15 protein-coding genes and 1 other annotated feature are annotated in these 17,092 nt (G+C 46.1%); all 15 genes read right to left on the bottom strand.

Features of this window, described 5'->3' with window-relative positions; all coding sequences use genetic code 11:
* Nucleotides 1-91 precede the first annotated feature (91 nt).
* Complete coding sequence (gene fusA, locus AC0YN3_RS31350; protein ID WP_475778801.1) at nucleotides 92-2,167, bottom strand: elongation factor G; 2,076 nt, start codon at nucleotides 2,165-2,167, stop codon at nucleotides 92-94.
* Nucleotides 2,168-2,196: 29 nt separating this feature from the next.
* Nucleotides 2,197-2,667: a 30S ribosomal protein S7 gene (gene rpsG, locus AC0YN3_RS31345; protein ID WP_028609662.1), complete on the bottom strand. Its 471-nt coding sequence runs from the start codon at nucleotides 2,665-2,667 to the stop codon at nucleotides 2,197-2,199.
* A gap of 91 nt (nucleotides 2,668-2,758) precedes the next feature.
* Nucleotides 2,759-3,181, bottom strand: a complete 423-nt coding sequence (gene rpsL / locus AC0YN3_RS31340; RefSeq protein ID WP_054025332.1) for a 30S ribosomal protein S12 — start codon at nucleotides 3,179-3,181, stop codon at nucleotides 2,759-2,761.
* Between the two features lie 258 nt (nucleotides 3,182-3,439).
* Nucleotides 3,440-3,670, bottom strand: a complete 231-nt coding sequence (locus AC0YN3_RS31335; protein ID WP_475778800.1) for a ribosomal L7Ae/L30e/S12e/Gadd45 family protein — start codon at nucleotides 3,668-3,670, stop codon at nucleotides 3,440-3,442.
* A 245-nt stretch (nucleotides 3,671-3,915) separates the two neighbouring features.
* Nucleotides 3,916-7,542, bottom strand: a complete 3,627-nt coding sequence (rpoC, locus tag AC0YN3_RS31330; RefSeq protein ID WP_475778799.1) for a DNA-directed RNA polymerase subunit beta' — start codon at nucleotides 7,540-7,542, stop codon at nucleotides 3,916-3,918.
* 95 nt (nucleotides 7,543-7,637) lie between these two features.
* Entirely contained in the window at nucleotides 7,638-11,186 is a 3,549-nt protein-coding gene (rpoB, locus tag AC0YN3_RS31325; protein ID WP_475778798.1) for a DNA-directed RNA polymerase subunit beta, read from the bottom strand.
* Nucleotides 11,187-11,570: 384 nt separating this feature from the next.
* Nucleotides 11,571-12,170 carry a class I SAM-dependent methyltransferase gene (locus AC0YN3_RS31320; protein ID WP_475778797.1) on the bottom strand — a complete coding sequence of 200 codons (600 nt, stop codon included), beginning with the start codon at nucleotides 12,168-12,170 and terminating at the stop codon, nucleotides 11,571-11,573.
* Between the two features lie 226 nt (nucleotides 12,171-12,396).
* Nucleotides 12,397-12,756, bottom strand: a complete 360-nt coding sequence (gene rplL / locus AC0YN3_RS31315; protein WP_475778796.1) for a 50S ribosomal protein L7/L12 — start codon at nucleotides 12,754-12,756, stop codon at nucleotides 12,397-12,399.
* Between the two features lie 90 nt (nucleotides 12,757-12,846).
* The gene (rplJ, locus tag AC0YN3_RS31310) at nucleotides 12,847-13,350 is read right to left on the bottom strand and encodes a 50S ribosomal protein L10 (RefSeq protein ID WP_183571376.1); all 504 of its coding nucleotides are present in this window, start codon (nucleotides 13,348-13,350) and stop codon (nucleotides 12,847-12,849) included.
* A gap of 57 nt (nucleotides 13,351-13,407) precedes the next feature.
* Nucleotides 13,408-13,574 (bottom strand) — a sequence feature (ribosomal protein L10 leader region).
* A gap of 12 nt (nucleotides 13,575-13,586) precedes the next feature.
* A complete protein-coding gene (gene rplA / locus AC0YN3_RS31305; protein WP_183571375.1) occupies nucleotides 13,587-14,279 on the bottom strand; it encodes a 50S ribosomal protein L1 in 693 nt (230 codons plus the stop codon).
* Between the two features lie 100 nt (nucleotides 14,280-14,379).
* The gene (rplK, locus tag AC0YN3_RS31300; protein WP_028609671.1) at nucleotides 14,380-14,805 is read right to left on the bottom strand and encodes a 50S ribosomal protein L11; all 426 of its coding nucleotides are present in this window, start codon (nucleotides 14,803-14,805) and stop codon (nucleotides 14,380-14,382) included.
* 123 nt (nucleotides 14,806-14,928) lie between these two features.
* The gene (gene nusG / locus AC0YN3_RS31295; protein WP_053373884.1) at nucleotides 14,929-15,462 is read right to left on the bottom strand and encodes a transcription termination/antitermination protein NusG; all 534 of its coding nucleotides are present in this window, start codon (nucleotides 15,460-15,462) and stop codon (nucleotides 14,929-14,931) included.
* Nucleotides 15,463-15,486: 24 nt separating this feature from the next.
* Nucleotides 15,487-15,696 (bottom strand): preprotein translocase subunit SecE, encoded by a 210-nt coding sequence (gene secE, locus AC0YN3_RS31290; RefSeq protein WP_138756299.1) that lies wholly within the window; start codon nucleotides 15,694-15,696, stop codon nucleotides 15,487-15,489.
* Nucleotides 15,697-15,714: 18 nt separating this feature from the next.
* Complete coding sequence (rpmG, locus tag AC0YN3_RS31285; protein WP_015847242.1) at nucleotides 15,715-15,864, bottom strand: 50S ribosomal protein L33; 150 nt, start codon at nucleotides 15,862-15,864, stop codon at nucleotides 15,715-15,717.
* Nucleotides 15,865-16,178: 314 nt separating this feature from the next.
* Nucleotides 16,179-16,829: an RNA polymerase sporulation sigma factor SigH gene (gene sigH, locus AC0YN3_RS31280; protein WP_054025342.1), complete on the bottom strand. Its 651-nt coding sequence runs from the start codon at nucleotides 16,827-16,829 to the stop codon at nucleotides 16,179-16,181.
* Nucleotides 16,830-17,092 lie beyond the last annotated feature (263 nt).

Here is a 17,092-nt window from a genome sequence, read left to right as displayed (position 1 = left end):
TATCATGAATTTTTTATGTGTGGGCCGGCATCAGGTTTGCGAGCAAACAAGCTGACGGCCAAAAGCAAATGGTTTGGAAGGACAAAAACGATTACTCGCCTTTGTTCTTAGCAATGATCTCTTCAGAGATCGATTTTGGAACTTCTTCATAATGAGAAAGCTCCATGGAGAATACGCCGCGTCCTTGTGTACCGGAACGTAGTGTAGTGGAATAACCAAACATCTCGGAGAGAGGCACCTTGGAGCGGATAATTTGTGCACCTGCACGAGTATCCATACCTTCGATACGACCACGACGGGAGTTAAGCATACCCATAACATCGCCCATGTACTCTTCAGGAACAGTAACTTCTACTTTCATGATTGGCTCAAGAAGAACTGGCTTACATTTATCTTTGGCAGCTTTAAGCGCCATCGAGCCTGCAATTTTAAACGCCATCTCCGAGGAGTCAACATCATGATAAGATCCGTCTACTACAACAGCCTTGACATCAACGAGCGGGAAGCCGGCTACTACACCGTTCTTCATTGACTCTTCGATACCAGCCTGGATAGGAGCGATAAATTCACGAGGAATCGAACCGCCGACTGTTTTGTTTTCGAATACGAAGCCTGAACCTGGCTCAAGTGGTGAGAATTCAACCCAACAATGACCGAATTGACCTTTACCACCGGACTGACGAACGAACTTACCTTCAACCTTCGCAGCTTCACGGAACGTTTCACGGTAAGCAACTTGCGGTTTACCAACGTTAGTTTCAACTTTAAATTCGCGGAACATACGGTCAACGAGGATCTCAAGGTGAAGCTCACCCATACCAGAAATAATCGTCTGGTTTGTTTCTTCGTCCGTATGTGCACGGAAGGTAGGATCTTCTTCTGCCAGCTTGGAAATAGCGATACCTAGTTTGTCTTGGTCAGCTTTCGTTTTTGGTTCGATAGCAACCGAGATAACCGGCTCAGGGAAGTTCATGGACTCAAGAATGATGATATTCTTCTCGTCACATAGAGTGTCCCCAGTCGTCGTATCTTTAAGTCCAACTGCTGCAGCGATATCGCCTGCATACACTTCAGAAATCTCTTGACGAGCGTTCGCGTGCATTTGAAGAATACGTCCAATCCGCTCACGTTTGCCCTTAGTTGAGTTAAGAACATAAGAACCGGATTTCAGAATTCCCGAGTACACACGGAAGAACGTCAATCTACCAACATAAGGATCCGTCATGATTTTGAATGCCAAAGCCGAGAACGGCTCTGAATCGGATGATGGACGTTCGCCTTCTTCGCCTTCTTCAGTTGTACCTTTAATAGCTGGTACATCAAGAGGAGATGGAAGGTAGTCTACAACCGCATCCAACATCAGTTGAACACCTTTGTTGCGGTAGGAAGATCCAACGATTACAGGGAAGATTTTAACTTCGCAAACGCCTTTACGTAGCGCTGCTTTGATTTCTGGAATTGAAATTTCTTCGCCTTCCAGATATTTCATAGTCAACTCTTCGTCAAGCTCTGCTACCTTTTCAATCAATTCCGTACGAAGCTCTTCCACTTGGTCAGCATACTCCGAAGGAATTTCAACTTGAATAGGATCTTTACCTGTATCGTCTTTGTACTTGTAAGCTACGCGCTCAACGATATCGATAACGCCGACAAAATCAGACTCAGCACCAATCGGAATTTGAATGGCAACTGCGTTTGCTTGAAGACGCTCGCGCATATCCTTGATAACGTTTAGGAAGTCAGCACCAATGATGTCCATTTTGTTGACGTATGCGATCCGCGGAACGTTGTAACGGTCTGCTTGACGCCATACAGTCTCGGACTGTGGCTCGACTCCTTCTTTCGCACTGAAAACTCCAACGGCCCCGTCCAAAACGCGCAGGGAACGTTCAACTTCTACTGTGAAGTCAACGTGTCCCGGGGTATCGATAATATTGATACGGTGTCCATTCCATTGAGCGGTTGTCGCGGCAGACGTAATCGTGATACCGCGCTCTTGTTCTTGCTCCATCCAGTCCATCGTAGCTGCACCTTCGTGCACTTCTCCGATTTTGTGGGTACGGCCTGTGAAGAACAAGATCCGTTCAGTTGTCGTGGTTTTACCAGCATCAATATGCGCCATAATCCCGATGTTACGCGTATTGTTCAAGGAGAACTCTCTTGACATAAAATGGTCTCCTCTCGAATGTTAGAATTCTACCAGCGGTAGTGAGCAAATGCTTTATTTGCTTCAGCCATTTTGTGAGTGTCTTCGCGCTTTTTAACAGCTGCGCCAGTGTTATTGGAAGCATCTGTGATTTCAGCAGCTAAACGCTCTTCCATCGTTTTCTCGCCGCGGTTACGTGAGTAGTTCACGAGCCAACGGAGACCAAGTGCCGTACGGCGCTCTGGTTTAACTTCGATAGGCACTTGATAGTTCGCACCGCCGACACGGCGTGCTTTAACCTCAAGTACTGGCATAATATTTTTCAAAGCTGCTTCGAACACTTCCATCGGATCTTTACCCGTGCGTTCTTGAATCAGTTTGAATGCATCATACAATAGCGTTTGTGCAACGCCTCTTTTACCGTCTAGCATAATGCGGTTGATTAGGCGCGTTACCAGCTTGCTGTTATACAGCGGATCTGGAAGCACATCGCGTTTCGTTACAGGACCTTTGCGTGGCATGAGAAAGTCCCCCTTTCTTCTAATAGTCGCTATTTCTAGCATTTCAATGACCCGTTAGGGATATTTTCAATATCCCGTGCAAGGGTTAATCTTATGATTTTTTAACTTTCGGACGTTTTGTACCGTATTTCGAACGAGCTTGCATACGGTTGTTAACACCCGCAGTATCAAGCGCGCCGCGTACGATATGGTAACGTACTCCTGCTAAGTCTTTTACTTTACCACCGCGGATCAAAACAACGCTATGCTCTTGCAAGTTGTGTCCGATACCCGGAATGTAAGCCGTAACTTCTAAGCGGTTCGTTAAACGAACACGAGCATATTTACGAAGTGCGGAGTTCGGTTTCCTTGGAGTCATTGTACCTACACGAGTGCACACACCGCGTTTTTGAGGAGCGCTGATGTTAGTAGCTTCACGTTTCAATGCATTGAAACCTTTTTGCAATGCCGGCGATTTCGATTTAACGACTTTCGCTTGGCGTCCTTTACGGACTAGCTGGTTAATAGTTGGCATGTTGCCACCCCCTTCCTTATATTCATGTCTTTTGAGAATATAAGCATTTATAAATACATTTGTTTATAAATCAACTTATATTTCTTTTGCGTAAGCGGGCTCTTTCCACCAAAAGACGGCAACAGCCGTGTACGCTTGTATGGTAGACATTTTACCTAAAATTAAGCCCACAGATCCAGGCGGTTCATAAAAGAACAAACAAAAGTTCTCGCCAGTCAATCATCGTTAAATAATCAACTAACAAAAACGGATATTGCATTATTCTTCTTCGGTTACGAGCGCTGCCATCGCGGCCCCGATATCAATGCCGCAGGTTTCCCCAAGCTCATCCATTGAATCGATCCATTTCACCGGAACTCCCGTCCGCTCACATAGATGAACAATCTTCTCTTTCATCTGCGGATCTGCATCTCGTGCAACATAGACTTCAATCGCTCTTTCTTGCTCGAGCATCTTGGCAGTCTGCTTTGCGCCGACTTTGAATTGCATGAAAATCACCTTCAATTCTTCCATTCAGCGATCACACAATTAGGCACACTTCGATATAATAGCACCTATACCGTGATTGTGTCAAGAAACTTCAAGATAATCATTTGCAAACCAATTAACAATGAATTTCACACTGTAAACATGCAAAAGAGCGACCATCTTCCGCTTCCAAATAAAGCGGAAGATGTAACGCTCTTTCTGTATGGTTTAGTATCCGGTTATAGAGCGTAATCGGTAACCGTCAATTAATCGACAGTTACAGCTTCCGTCTCCAATTCCCCTTCAACTGCAGTAGTAGCTTCATCTTCTAGTCCAGCAAAGCGAATGTTACGGTATCGAGCCATTCCCGTACCTGCAGGAATCAACTTACCGATAATAACATTTTCCTTGAGTCCAAGCAACTGGTCAACTTTGCCTTTAATAGCTGCGTCAGTTAATACACGAGTTGTTTCTTGGAAGGATGCTGCTGACAAGAAAGAATCTGTCTCAAGCGATGCTTTCGTAATACCGAGCAAAACTGGTTTTGCGACAGCCGGCTCCAAATCTGCAAAGATCGCAGTGCGGTTCTGAGATTCATATTCATGAATGTCAACAAACGCGCCTGGAAGCAGAGTCGTACCGCCTGCGTCTACGATACGGATTTTCCGGAGCATTTGCTTAATCATGACCTCAACGTGCTTGTCATTGATTTCTACCCCTTGGTTCCGGTATACGCGCTGTACTTCTTGCAAAATGTAGTTTTGAACGCCACGGATACCTTTGATGCGCAGCATATCTTTAGGGTCAATCGATCCATCCGTCAGCTCATCACCGGCTTCGATTTGTTGACCTTGCGTTACGCGAATACGCGATCCATAGGTAACAGCATACACTTTCGATTCCGCTTCGCCTTGAACCTCGATTTCACGACGGTCCTTAGCTTCACGGATTTCTTTGATTACACCGTCAAGCTCAGAGATAATCGCTTGACCTTTCGGATTACGCGCCTCAAACAACTCTTGAATACGCGGCAAACCTTGTGTAATATCATCGCCGGCAACGCCGCCCGTATGGAACGTACGCATCGTCAGCTGTGTTCCTGGCTCTCCGATGGATTGTGCCGCGATAATACCAACCGCTTCCCCAATCTCAACGTGCTTGCCAGTTGCAAGGTTACGGCCGTAACAGATCTTACATACGCCGTGACGGGCACGGCAGCTCAGTACGGAACGAATTTGCAGTTTTTCTACGCCGGCATCGATAATCGCATCTGCTTTATTGGAATCAATAAGCTCGCTGCGGTTAACGATAATCTCGCCGGTTTTAGGGTTACGAACGGTTTCAAACGCATAGCGGCCTTCAATACGGTCATAAAGATCTTCGATAACCTCTTTACCGTCTTGGATTTTGCTTACGGAGAAGCCTTTATCCGTACCACAATCTTCTTCGCGCACGATTACGTCTTGTGCAACGTCGACAAGTCGACGAGTCAAGTAACCGGAATCGGCAGTCCGAAGTGCTGTATCCGCCAAACCTTTACGCGCTCCGTGAGTCGAGATAAAGTACTCGAGTACCGTTAGGCCTTCGCGGAAGTTCGATTTGATCGGCAACTCGATGATACGACCGGATGGATTGGCCATTAGACCACGCATACCGCCGAGCTGTGTAATTTGTGATTTGTTACCCCGTGCTTTGGAGTCTACCATGAGCATGATGTTGTTGTAACGATCCATCGACTTCATAAGAACTTCGGTGATTTCGTCTTTACATTTACTCCAAATGCTGATGATACGGTCATATCTCTCTTCGTTCGTAATCAAACCGCGACGGTACTGATTCATAACGGTAGATACCTTCTCATCGGAGCGCTTCATGATTTCGTCTTTCTCCACCGGGATGATAACGTCGGAAACGCCGATCGTAATACCAGCCTTGGTCGAGTACGTAAAGCCCAGTTGCTTAATGCGGTCAAGAAGCATCGCCGTAAGCGTTGTGTGGTATTGGCGGAAACATTCTGCAATGACTAATGCAAGATAATCCTTACCTACCGCACCTGGCGTGTCGATTGCATCCAAGAACTTAGGAAGATCGGCACCTTTTTCGTAGACGAAATATTTATCAGGCGTACCGTGCAGCAAATTCGTTTTTGTAGCTTCATTGATATAAGGGAAATCTTCAGGGAAAATTTCATTGAAGATAACTTTACCAACTGTCGTTACGAGAAGTGAATTTTGTTGCTGCTCGGTGAAATTAACTTTTTTGAGCACGCGAACTGGAATGAAAATTCTAGCGTGCAAGGAAACGATACCACGTTGGTAAGCAGAGATGGCCTCGTTAATGGTACCGAATACGGAACCACTGCCTTTGGCTTCTTTGTTATCCATCGTTAAGTAGAAGCTTCCCAATACCATATCCTGTGAAGGAGTAACGACCGGTTTGCCGTCTTTCGGGTTAAGAATGTTGCCTGACGCAAGCATTAACAAGCGAGCTTCCGCTTGTGCTTCAGCAGATAACGGAACGTGAACGGCCATTTGGTCACCGTCGAAGTCAGCGTTGTACGCTGTACATACGAGCGGATGAAGCTTAATTGCACGACCTTCTACTAGAATAGGTTCAAATGCTTGAATACCTAGTCTATGAAGCGTCGGGGCACGGTTAAGCAATACTGGGTGTTCCTTGATGACTTCCTCAAGAACGTCCCATACCTCAGGGCTTACGCGTTCGACTTTGCGCTTCGCGCTCTTGATGTTATGCGCTAGGCCTTTATTAACAAGCTCTTTCATAACGAAAGGCTTGAACAATTCTAGTGCCATTTCCTTTGGTAGGCCGCACTGGAACATTTTCAAGTTTGGACCTACTACGATAACCGAACGACCAGAGTAGTCAACCCGTTTACCGAGCAAGTTCTGACGGAAACGTCCTTGCTTACCCTTCAGCATATGGCTGAGGGATTTAAGCGGACGGTTACCAGGACCAGTTACGGGACGACCGCGACGACCATTATCGATCAATGCGTCGACCGCTTCCTGCAGCATCCGTTTTTCATTCTGAACGATGATGTCAGGAGCGCCTAGGTCTAGCAGTCTCTTCAAACGATTGTTACGGTTAATAACACGGCGATACAGATCGTTAAGGTCGGATGTCGCAAAACGTCCGCCGTCGAGCTGTACCATTGGACGAAGCTCAGGAGGAATGACAGGAAGCACGTCAAGAATCATCCATTCCGGCTCATTGCCGGAGTTGCGGAATGCTTCTACGACTTCTAGACGCTTAATAGCACGGTTGCGGCGTTGGCCTTGAGCCGTACGCAGCTCTTCCTTCAGTTGCTCAAGCTCTTTATCAACGTCGATATCCTGCAAAAGCTTTTTGACAGCTTCCGCGCCCATGCCAGCATGGAAACCATACCCGTATTTCTCACGGTAGCTGCGGTATTCTTTCTCCGAAAGGAGTTGTTTTTTCTCAAGCGGCGTATCACCTGGATCAGTAACCACATAGGATGCAAAGTAAATGATCTCCTCAAGCGAACGAGGGGACATATCCAGCGCAAGACCCATACGGCTTGGAATCCCTTTGAAATACCAAATATGGGAAACTGGCGCAGCCAGCTCAATGTGACCCATGCGCTCGCGACGTACTTTAGCGCGGGTTACTTCAACGCCACAGCGATCACAAACGACACCTTTATAGCGTACACGTTTGTATTTGCCGCAATGACATTCCCAGTCTTTTGTAGGTCCGAAAATTTTCTCGCAGAAGAGACCTTCCTTCTCCGGCTTTAAGGTCCTATAGTTGATCGTCTCCGGTTTCTTAACTTCTCCGCGGGACCACGAGCGAATTTTATCCGGCGATGCCAGACCGATTTTCATATACTCGAAGTTGTTCACGTCCAACAAGGAGCAACCCTCCTCCGTCATGTATGACAATGTCTATCTAATCAGCTAGATTCCGTCATAGGCGCGTGACCATGTGACGGAATCCAGCAACTAGTTTATTCAGCAGCGCCGATTTCGGCACCTTCAATATTGAGGTTGAGCTTATCGCCTGTAGCCTCGTCTTCATCGTCCATTTCTTTCATTTCGATCTCTTCTTCGTTCTCGGACAGAATTTTAACATCCATACCCAAACTTTGAAGCTCTTTGATCAAAACTTTGAACGATTCAGGAACGCCTGGTTCTGGAACATTCTCGCCTTTGACGATTGACTCGTATGTTTTCACACGACCAACCACATCATCGGATTTCACCGTCAAGATTTCTTGAAGCGTGTACGCAGCGCCATATGCCTCAAGCGCCCATACCTCCATCTCCCCGAAACGCTGTCCGCCGAATTGTGCTTTACCACCGAGCGGTTGTTGCGTAACGAGCGAGTAAGGTCCAGTTGAACGGGCATGGATTTTATCGTCGACCATGTGCGCCAGCTTGATCATATACATGACCCCAACCGTAACTTCACGTTCGAAATTCTCGCCTGTCCGTCCGTCATACAGCACGGTTTTACCGTTACGCTGCATGCCTGCTTCTTCCATCGTATCGAAAACGTCATTCTCGCGCGCACCATCGAATACCGGTGTCGCAGCATGAATGCCAAGATGCTTACAAGCCATACCCAAGTGAACTTCAAGTGCCTGACCAATATTCATCCGTGACGGAACGCCGAGCGGGTTTAGAACAACCTCAACCGGTGTGCCATCTGGAAGGAAAGGCATATCTTCTTCAGGCATAATACGAGCGATAACCCCTTTGTTACCATGACGGCCGGCCATTTTGTCGCCTTCGGATATTTTCCGTTTTTGAGCAATGTAAGCACGTACCAATTGGTTAACGCCTGGCGGTAACTCGTCGCCGTTCTCGCGAGTAAATACCTTAACATCAACAACGATACCATCTGTACCATGCGGTACGCGGAGCGAAGTATCACGAACCTCACGAGCCTTCTCACCGAAGATCGCATGAAGCAAACGTTCTTCCGCAGTCAGCTCCGTTACACCCTTCGGTGTTACTTTACCAACTAGGATATCGCCAGCGCCGATCTCAGCACCGACACGAATGATTCCGCGCTCATCCAGGTTGCGAAGAGCCTCTTCGCCAACGTTCGGGATATCGCGTGTGATTTCTTCCGGTCCAAGCTTCGTGTCACGAGCCTCAGACTCATATTCCTCAATGTGAATCGATGTATAAACATCTTCCTTCACAAGTTTTTCGCTAAGCAAGATCGCATCCTCGTAGTTGTAGCCTTCCCACGTCATGAATGCAACGACTACGTTGCGTCCAAGAGCCAATTCGCCCTTTTCAGTGGAAGGTCCATCCGCAAGGATATCACCTTTCTTGATTACATCGCCTTTACGCACAAGCGGGCGCTGATTGATGCACGTTCCTTGGTTTGAACGCATAAACTTGTGTAGCTTATGTTTCACAAGGTCGCCAGTTACCGGCTTGCCATCGATTTGTTCAACGCGGCGCAGCCAGATCTCATTCGCGGAGGAACGTTCAATTACGCCGTCATGCTTAGCAACGATACAAACTCCTGAATCCTTCGCAGCTTTATGCTCCATACCCGTACCAACAAGTGGAGATCTTGGGATAAGCAATGGAACCGCTTGACGTTGCATGTTCGATCCCATGAGGGCACGGTTGGAGTCATCGTTTTCCAGGAACGGAATTAACGCTGTCGCAACAGATACTACCTGCTTAGGAGATACGTCCATATAGTCAACGCGATCACTAGGCATTGTAAGAATGTTATCGGCTTGCTTGTTGTAACGAACGATCGTATTTTCTTCGGCAAACTTGTCTTCCGGAGTAAGCTTCGCATTCGCTTGCGCGATTACGTAGTTGTCTTCCTCGTCGGCAGTCAAGTACGCGATTTGCTCAGTAACAATTCCCGTCTTCGGATCAACCCAACGGTATGGCGCCTCAATGAAGCCATATTCGTTAATGCGGGCAAAAGATGACAAGGAGTTGATCAAACCGATATTCGGTCCCTCTGGCGTCTCGATCGGACACATCCGCCCATAGTGGGAGTGATGGACGTCACGTACTTCAAAGCCTGCGCGTTCCCGAGTCAAACCGCCGGGTCCGAGTGCGGATAGACGGCGTTTATGCGTCAATTCGGCAAGCGGATTCGTTTGGTCCATAAACTGGGAAAGCTGCGAGGAGCCGAAGAACTCTTTTATAGATGCAATAACCGGACGAATGTTGATTAGCGCTTGCGGCGTAATCGCATTCGCGTCTTGAATGGACATTCTCTCGCGCACTACGCGCTCCATACGAGACAAACCGATACGGAATTGATTTTGGAGCAGTTCGCCTACCGAACGGAGACGACGGTTACCAAGATGATCGATATCATCCGTGCTTCCTACGCCGTGCAGCAAATTAATAAAGTAGTTAATGGAAGAAATGATATCCGCAGGCGTAATGTGCTTAACGGATTTATCAATAATGCCATTCGCTATTACTTTAATTACTTTGCTTTCGTCATATGGCGAGAATACGCTGATCGTTTGTAGAGGAATACTATCAGCATCCAATACGCCGTTTGCAACGTGGTACGTCTTGAAGCCAACATCCTTCTCAAGCTTCTCGAGAATTTCATCAAGCAAGCGACGGTCAATCATTTGTCCCGATTCAGCGATAATTTCGCCTGTCGTAGGGTCAACTAGATTCTCCGCAAGCCGCTGATTAAACAAACGGTTCTTGATGTGGAGCTTTTTGTTTATTTTGTAACGGCCTACATTGGCCAAGTCATAACGTTTCGGGTCAAAGAAGCGAGCAACAAGCAAGCTCTTCGCATTGTCCAAAGTCGGAGGCTCGCCTGGACGAAGACGCTCATAAATTTCAATCAGCGCTTTCTCAGTGGAATCCGTATTATCTTTGTCAAGCGTGTTGCGAATGTACTCATCATGTCCTAGCAGTTCAAGAATTTCAGCGTCAGTACCGAAGCCTAACGAACGCAAAAGCACCGTTACCGGGATCTTCCGGGTCCGGTCAATACGCACGTAGATGATATCTTTCGCATCTGTTTCAAGCTCTAGCCAAGCGCCGCGGTTAGGAATAACCGTAGCCGTGTAGTTTTTCTTCCCGTTTTTATCGACCTTCGTGCTGAAGTACACACTCGGGGATCGAACCAATTGGCTAACTATGACACGCTCAGCCCCGTTAATAATAAACGTGCCAGTCTCTGTCATAAGCGGGAAATCACCCATGAAAACTTCTTGTTCCTTTACTTCGCCGGTCTCCTTATTGAAAAGTCGTACCTTAACGCGTAAAGGAGCCGCATACGTCACGTCGCGCTCTTTTGATTCATCGACCGAATATTTCGGTTCGCCTAAGCTATAGTCGATAAACTCAAGCGATAGATTGCCCGTAAAGTCCGAAATCGGAGAAATATCTTGGAACAATTCGATTAGATCGCTGTCCAAAAACTTCTCATACGATTTTTGTTGGATTTCAATCAGGTTCGGGACTTCCAGCACCTCGTTGATCCTGGCGTAGCTTCTGCGCGCGCGCCGACCATACTGAACAAGTTGTCCTGCCAACTTAACCTCACCCCTCATGTCTGTATCACAGCATCGATAATCACTGCGTCACTATAAACGGACCAGCCGCCTATATAGTCAAATAAAGAAAAGCCCTTATCGAATAGTTCGAAAAAAGAGCATGTTCCGGCAGTTAACCAATCACAGCGCGGCCGTGATAGTCTCATATCAAATAATTTTGCCCAAAACGTAAACATTATACGTCAAATGTGTAAAACTTATGCATTCCGCGCTTTAAATTTACACTTGACATTTTAGTTAACTAAAGAGATCGAGCCCAATTTAATGCTGACATTTTATAATTTTACCATATCTAAAATGTCAAGTCAATAATTTTTATTCCGTTTTCAAAGATATTTTCAAAACAGCATTTGTCTTTTTTTCCTATCCTTTTACAGCACGGAAAATGCGGTAGCCCTTATCCTTCGTAACTTCCTCAACATCTTCGAACAGCGACTCCAGCTTTGCTTTTGCCGAAGGTGCGCCTTGTTTCTTCTGAATGACAACCCACATGCTGCCACCGGACTCAAGCAATTCAAAGCCTTCTTCAAATATGCGATGAACAACGGTTTTGCCTGCGCGGATGGGCGGATTGGTCACTATCGTATCGAACGTTTTCCCTTTTACTGCTTCGAATAAGTCGCTCTGCAGAACCGTTACGTTCGTAAGCTGATTAAGCTTCGCATTTTCTTTCGAGAGCTGTACCGCTCTTTCATTTATATCAATCATTGTTACATGCCCAAGTTCTGCAAGCTTGGCTGAAGTTAATCCGATCGGACCGTAGCCGCAGCCGACATCGAGAACATTAGCATTCGTACTGATCTCAAGCGCGTCAATCAATACCTGACTCCCATAATCGACACCCGATTTCGAGAATACGCCTGCATCCGTCATAAACCGAAAAGAAAAGCCTCGTAGTGACACTTCATGAACCTGACGATTATGCTTCACGTCCGGGCTTTGTGAGTAATAGTGATTCGACATAATTCATCACTCTCCCGTTATTACAAAACTTCTTCAAACATTAAGCTGCCACCCTAACGAACGAAAGGCTATCCTCGCGTTGAAAGATAAGAATGTATAAGTCATTTCATTTATACATTCTTATCCTTTAACATACAACGAACCCCTTGAAACCTGACGGATTCAAGGGGCTCGCCAGCCGATTCATCGTACAATCGCATGATCAGCTTATATGGTTAAACGAATACTACTTAACTTCTACAGAAGCGCCAGCTTCAGAAAGTTTAGCTGCAACTGCTTCAGCTTCTTCTTTAGCAACTTTTTCTTTAACAGCTTTAGGAGCGCTATCAACCAAGTCTTTCGCTTCTTTCAGGCCAAGACCTGTAATTTCGCGAACAACTTTGATTACGTTGATTTTGGAAGCGCCAGGTCCGTTAAGGATAACGTCGAATTCTGTTTGCTCAGCTTCAACAGCCGCGCCTGCACCTGCTGCTGCTACTGGAGCTGCTGCAGTTACGCCGAATTCTTCTTCAATTGCTTTAACAAGCTCGTTCAGTTCAAGAACGTTCATAACTTTAATCGCTTCTAAGATTTGTTCTTTAGACATGATTATACCTCCGGGAATGTGGTTTATTTTTTTGTTTTATCCTAAGCCGGCTTACGCCGGTTCAATACTGTGAGCGGTTTTGAGTAGAAATTAAACGCCTGCTTCTTGTTTTTCACCGACTGCTTTAACTGCAAGCGCGAAGTTGCGCACTGGAGCTTGCAATACGCTGAGGAGCATAGAGAGCAAACCTTCGCGGGACGGAAGTTCCGCAAGAGCTTTAATTTCTTCTTGAGATACGACTTTACCTTCTACAACGCCGCCTTTAAGTTTCAAAGCATCGTTTTTCTTAGCAAAATCGTTCAAAATTTTTGCTGGAGCAACAGCGTCTTCCTTACCGAATGCAATTGCAGTAGGACCTGTAAGAATATTGTTCAATTCTACATAATCCGTACCTTCTGTTGCGCGGCGAACGAGCGAGTTTTTAAGAACTTGGAATTCAATTCCTGCTTCACGAAGCTGTTTCCGAAGCTCAGTAACTTGCGCAACGTTCAATCCACGGTAGTCAGCTACTACTGTACTGGAGCTAGAAGCAATTTTCGCCGCGATTACGGCAACTGCCTCTTGTTTCTCTTGGATGATATTTGCGTTAGCCAAACTGTACACCTCCCGTAATAGTATACATTCCGTTAATTACGACGGGCTTTCCACGCCTCGATGCATGAGAAAGGCCTTCGCAGACACTGCGAAGGCCATGATGTCGTTATCGCGCATCAACCCGGAAAGGATTGAATATTGCTTACAAACGTTTTATCATAACACCTCGGTAGGAAATTAAGCCTTATGGCACCTACTGTCTACGGTATGCGTATTCGAATTTAGTTCCGTTCTTCTTAGCGATAAACCGCTGTAGAAACACGAGCGCCAGGGCCCATTGTCGAAGAAACGGCGATGTTTTTCAGGTAAACGCCTTTTGCAGCAGCCGGTTTAGCACGGTTAAGTGCATCGATCAATGATTTGAGGTTCTCGTTGAGTTTCTCAGCATCAAATGATACTTTTCCGATTGGAGCATGGATTTGACCTGCTTTATCAAGACGGTATTCAATCTTACCGGCTTTAATTTCTTGAACGGCTTTAGCAACGTCAAACGTTACTGTACCAGCTTTAGGGTTAGGCATCAAGCCTTTACCACCAAGAATACGTCCAAGTTTACCAACTTCAGCCATCATGTCCGGCGTTGCTACGCAAACGTCGAATTCGAACCAGCCTTGTTGGATTTTGTTGATCATGTCTGCATCGCCGACAAAGTCTGCGCCCGCAGCTTCCGCTTCTTTCACTTTTTCGCCTTTTGCGAAAACGAGAACGCGTTTTGTTTTACCAGTTCCGTGTGGAAGTACAACTACGCCACGAACGGCTTGGTCTTGTTTACGCGGGTCTACACCCAAACGAACTGCTACTTCAACGGATTCGTCAAACTTAGCTGTTGCTGCCTTCTTTACAAGCTCAATCGCTTCTAAAGGCTCGTAAGTTGCTTCGCTGTCAATCAGCTTAACAGCTTCTAGATATTTTTTACCTTGTTTAGCCATTGTAATTTCCTCCTCATGTGGTAGTAGCGGAAAATCCTCCTAAGGATGATCCTCCCACTCGCGAAAGCCGAAGCTTCGCAAAGCAAGCTACTGAGTAAAATTAGTCAACAATAGTTACGCCCATGCTGCGAGCAGTACCTTCAACCATACGCATTGCCGCTTCAACTGAAGCTGCGTTAAGATCCGGCATTTTTTGCTCAGCGATTTCGCGAACTTTGTCACGTTTTACAGTAGCGACCTTTTTCTTGTTCGGTTCGCCTGAACCTTTTTCGATACCAGCTGCGACGCGAAGCAATACTGCTGCCGGCGGCGTTTTTGTTTCGAAAGTGAAAGAACGGTCTTCGAATACTGTAATAACGACTGGAATAATCAAGCCTGCTTGATCTGCGGTACGAGCATTAAACTCTTTACAAAACGCCATGATGTTAACGCCTGCTTGACCAAGTGCTGGACCGATCGGCGGCGCTGGGTTTGCTTTACCTGCAGGAACTTGCAATTTGACCATTTTAATGACCTTTTTTGCCATGCCTGACACACCTCCTTACCCTTTATTCCATGCGTAAATAGCATATGCCACTGATTAAGAGGCATTGCCACTTCGCGTCCAAACCTCCACCGGTTTAACCCTGTGGGTTTTGGAAACCAGATATTATATCTTTTCCACTTGAGTATAATCCAGCTCTAGCGGGGTCTCCCTGCCAAACATGTTTACATGAACCTTCAACTTCGCTTTGTCCAGCAAAATTTCTTCTACTGTACCAACAAAATCTGCGAAAGGACCTACTTTGACGCGAACCGTCTCTTTCAGATCAAACTCGATTTTCGGTTTCGGCTCTTCCATGCCCATGTGTTTGAGTATTTGCTCAACCTCATCTGGCAGTAGAGGAATCGGCTTTGAACCGGATCCAGTCGATCCTACAAATCCAGTTACGCCAGGCGTATTGCGAACAACGTACCATGAATCGTCGGTTTGAACCATTTCCACAAGAACATATCCGGGGTAGACCTTACGTTGGACAGTCTTTTTCTTACCGTCCTTCTCTACCACTTCATCTTCCATAGGAACGAGCACGCGGAAGATTTTGTCTTCCATGCCCATTGATTCAACACGGCGTTCCAAATTGGCTTTCACCTTGTTCTCATAGCCTGAGTAAGTATGCACGACGTACCATCTTTTTTCCATCACAAATCCACCTTTGGACCATTCTTAAACAATGAATTCAACCAGAGACGAGATCCCGATGTCAAGAAGCCAGAAATAAATCGTTACAAACGTGATCGTCAACAATACCACGATCGAATAGCTTGTCAACTCTTTACGGCTTGGCCAGCGAACCTTCTTAAGTTCCGCCCAGCTGTCGGCAAAAAAACTAAACGTTGTACCAAAGCTTTGCTTTAGTTTAGCCAAAAATGCCACGTTCACACCTCCAATTGACTATCTCGTCTCGCGATGAGGAGTCTGCTCGTTACAGAACTTGCAAAACTTCTTCAACTCGATGCGGTCGGGGTGATTGCGTTTGTTCTTGCTGCTCGCATAGTTTCTCTGTTTGCAGTTTGTGCATGCCAACGTGATAATTACCCGCATTGAATTACACCTCCCGAACTGCTACAAAATACGAATCATGAAGCTCTATATGAAAGTTCATTGATTCCAACGCCAAAACGAAAAAAAACCTCGATTTTAGGCCTACCTAAACACTTTATCACACAGCAATTTTGATGTCAATGTAAAAGATAAGTGTAAGGCCTGCGAAAAACTGGTAATCACAAGAGCATCGGGCTCGTTTCTACCATTATAGTCTACTTAAGCCCATTTAAAACAAAAAGGACCTATATTCCACCTGGACACCGCCAGATGGAAGACAGCCCTCATTAATGACGATTTACGTATGAATGCGTTTAACCGCTAATGTCTCTGACTTCCAAATAACGTTCTAACTTGCGTTTCACCCGTTGGAGAGCGTTATCAATGGATTTCACGTGTCGATCCAAATCGACTGCAATTTCCTGATACGATCTTCCATCCAAATAAAGCATAAGCACCTTGCGCTCAAGATCGCTTAAAATCTCGGACATCTTGTCTTCCAGACCAATAAACTCTTCTTGATTGATAATTAATTCTTCGGGATCAGATACTCGCGTACCACAGATGACATCCAGCAGCGTGCGATCCGAATCTTCGTCATAAATGGGCTTATCAAGCGATACGTAGGAATTAAGCGGGATATGCTTCTGACGCGTGGCTGTTTTGATGGCGGTAATAATCTGTCTAGTAATACACAACTCCGCAAAGGCCTTGAAGCTAGCTAGCTTGTCCCCTTTGAAATCACGAATTGCTTTATATAGACCTATCATACCCTCCTGCACGATATCTTCACGATCCGCGCCGATAAGAAAATAGGAGCGCGCTTTAGCCCTCACGAAATTCTTATACTTATTAATCAAGTATTCCAACGCCATACTGTCGCCATTGCGGACCGCTTCGACGATATCCTCGTCCGTACTGCTGTCATACTCGAGCGTACTCCATTCTTTGAGGTCGATACTCACGAACTATCCCTCCGGCCTGCAAGGCGTACACCGCTAGATTCGTATTCACGCAAATTTATCCTGCCGATCCAGTAGCATGGCCCCAGCAGCAATTTACGTCCAAAGATAAGAATGTTTCTTAACGAAATACAGCACGTTCTTATCGCTAATAATAGAGTCAGTATACATTATGTAACCTTACACCGTCAACCAATCGGGCATGCGCAAACTATCGAGTATCTAGCAATTTTGTAACTTTGTGGAATCTGCATTGGCGTTCGCTT

The sequence above is a fragment of the Paenibacillus sp. J22R232 genome, from assembly GCF_056269165.1.
The sequence above is the reverse complement of the archived record's forward strand: the minus strand, read 5'-3'. Positions and strand labels throughout refer to the sequence as shown.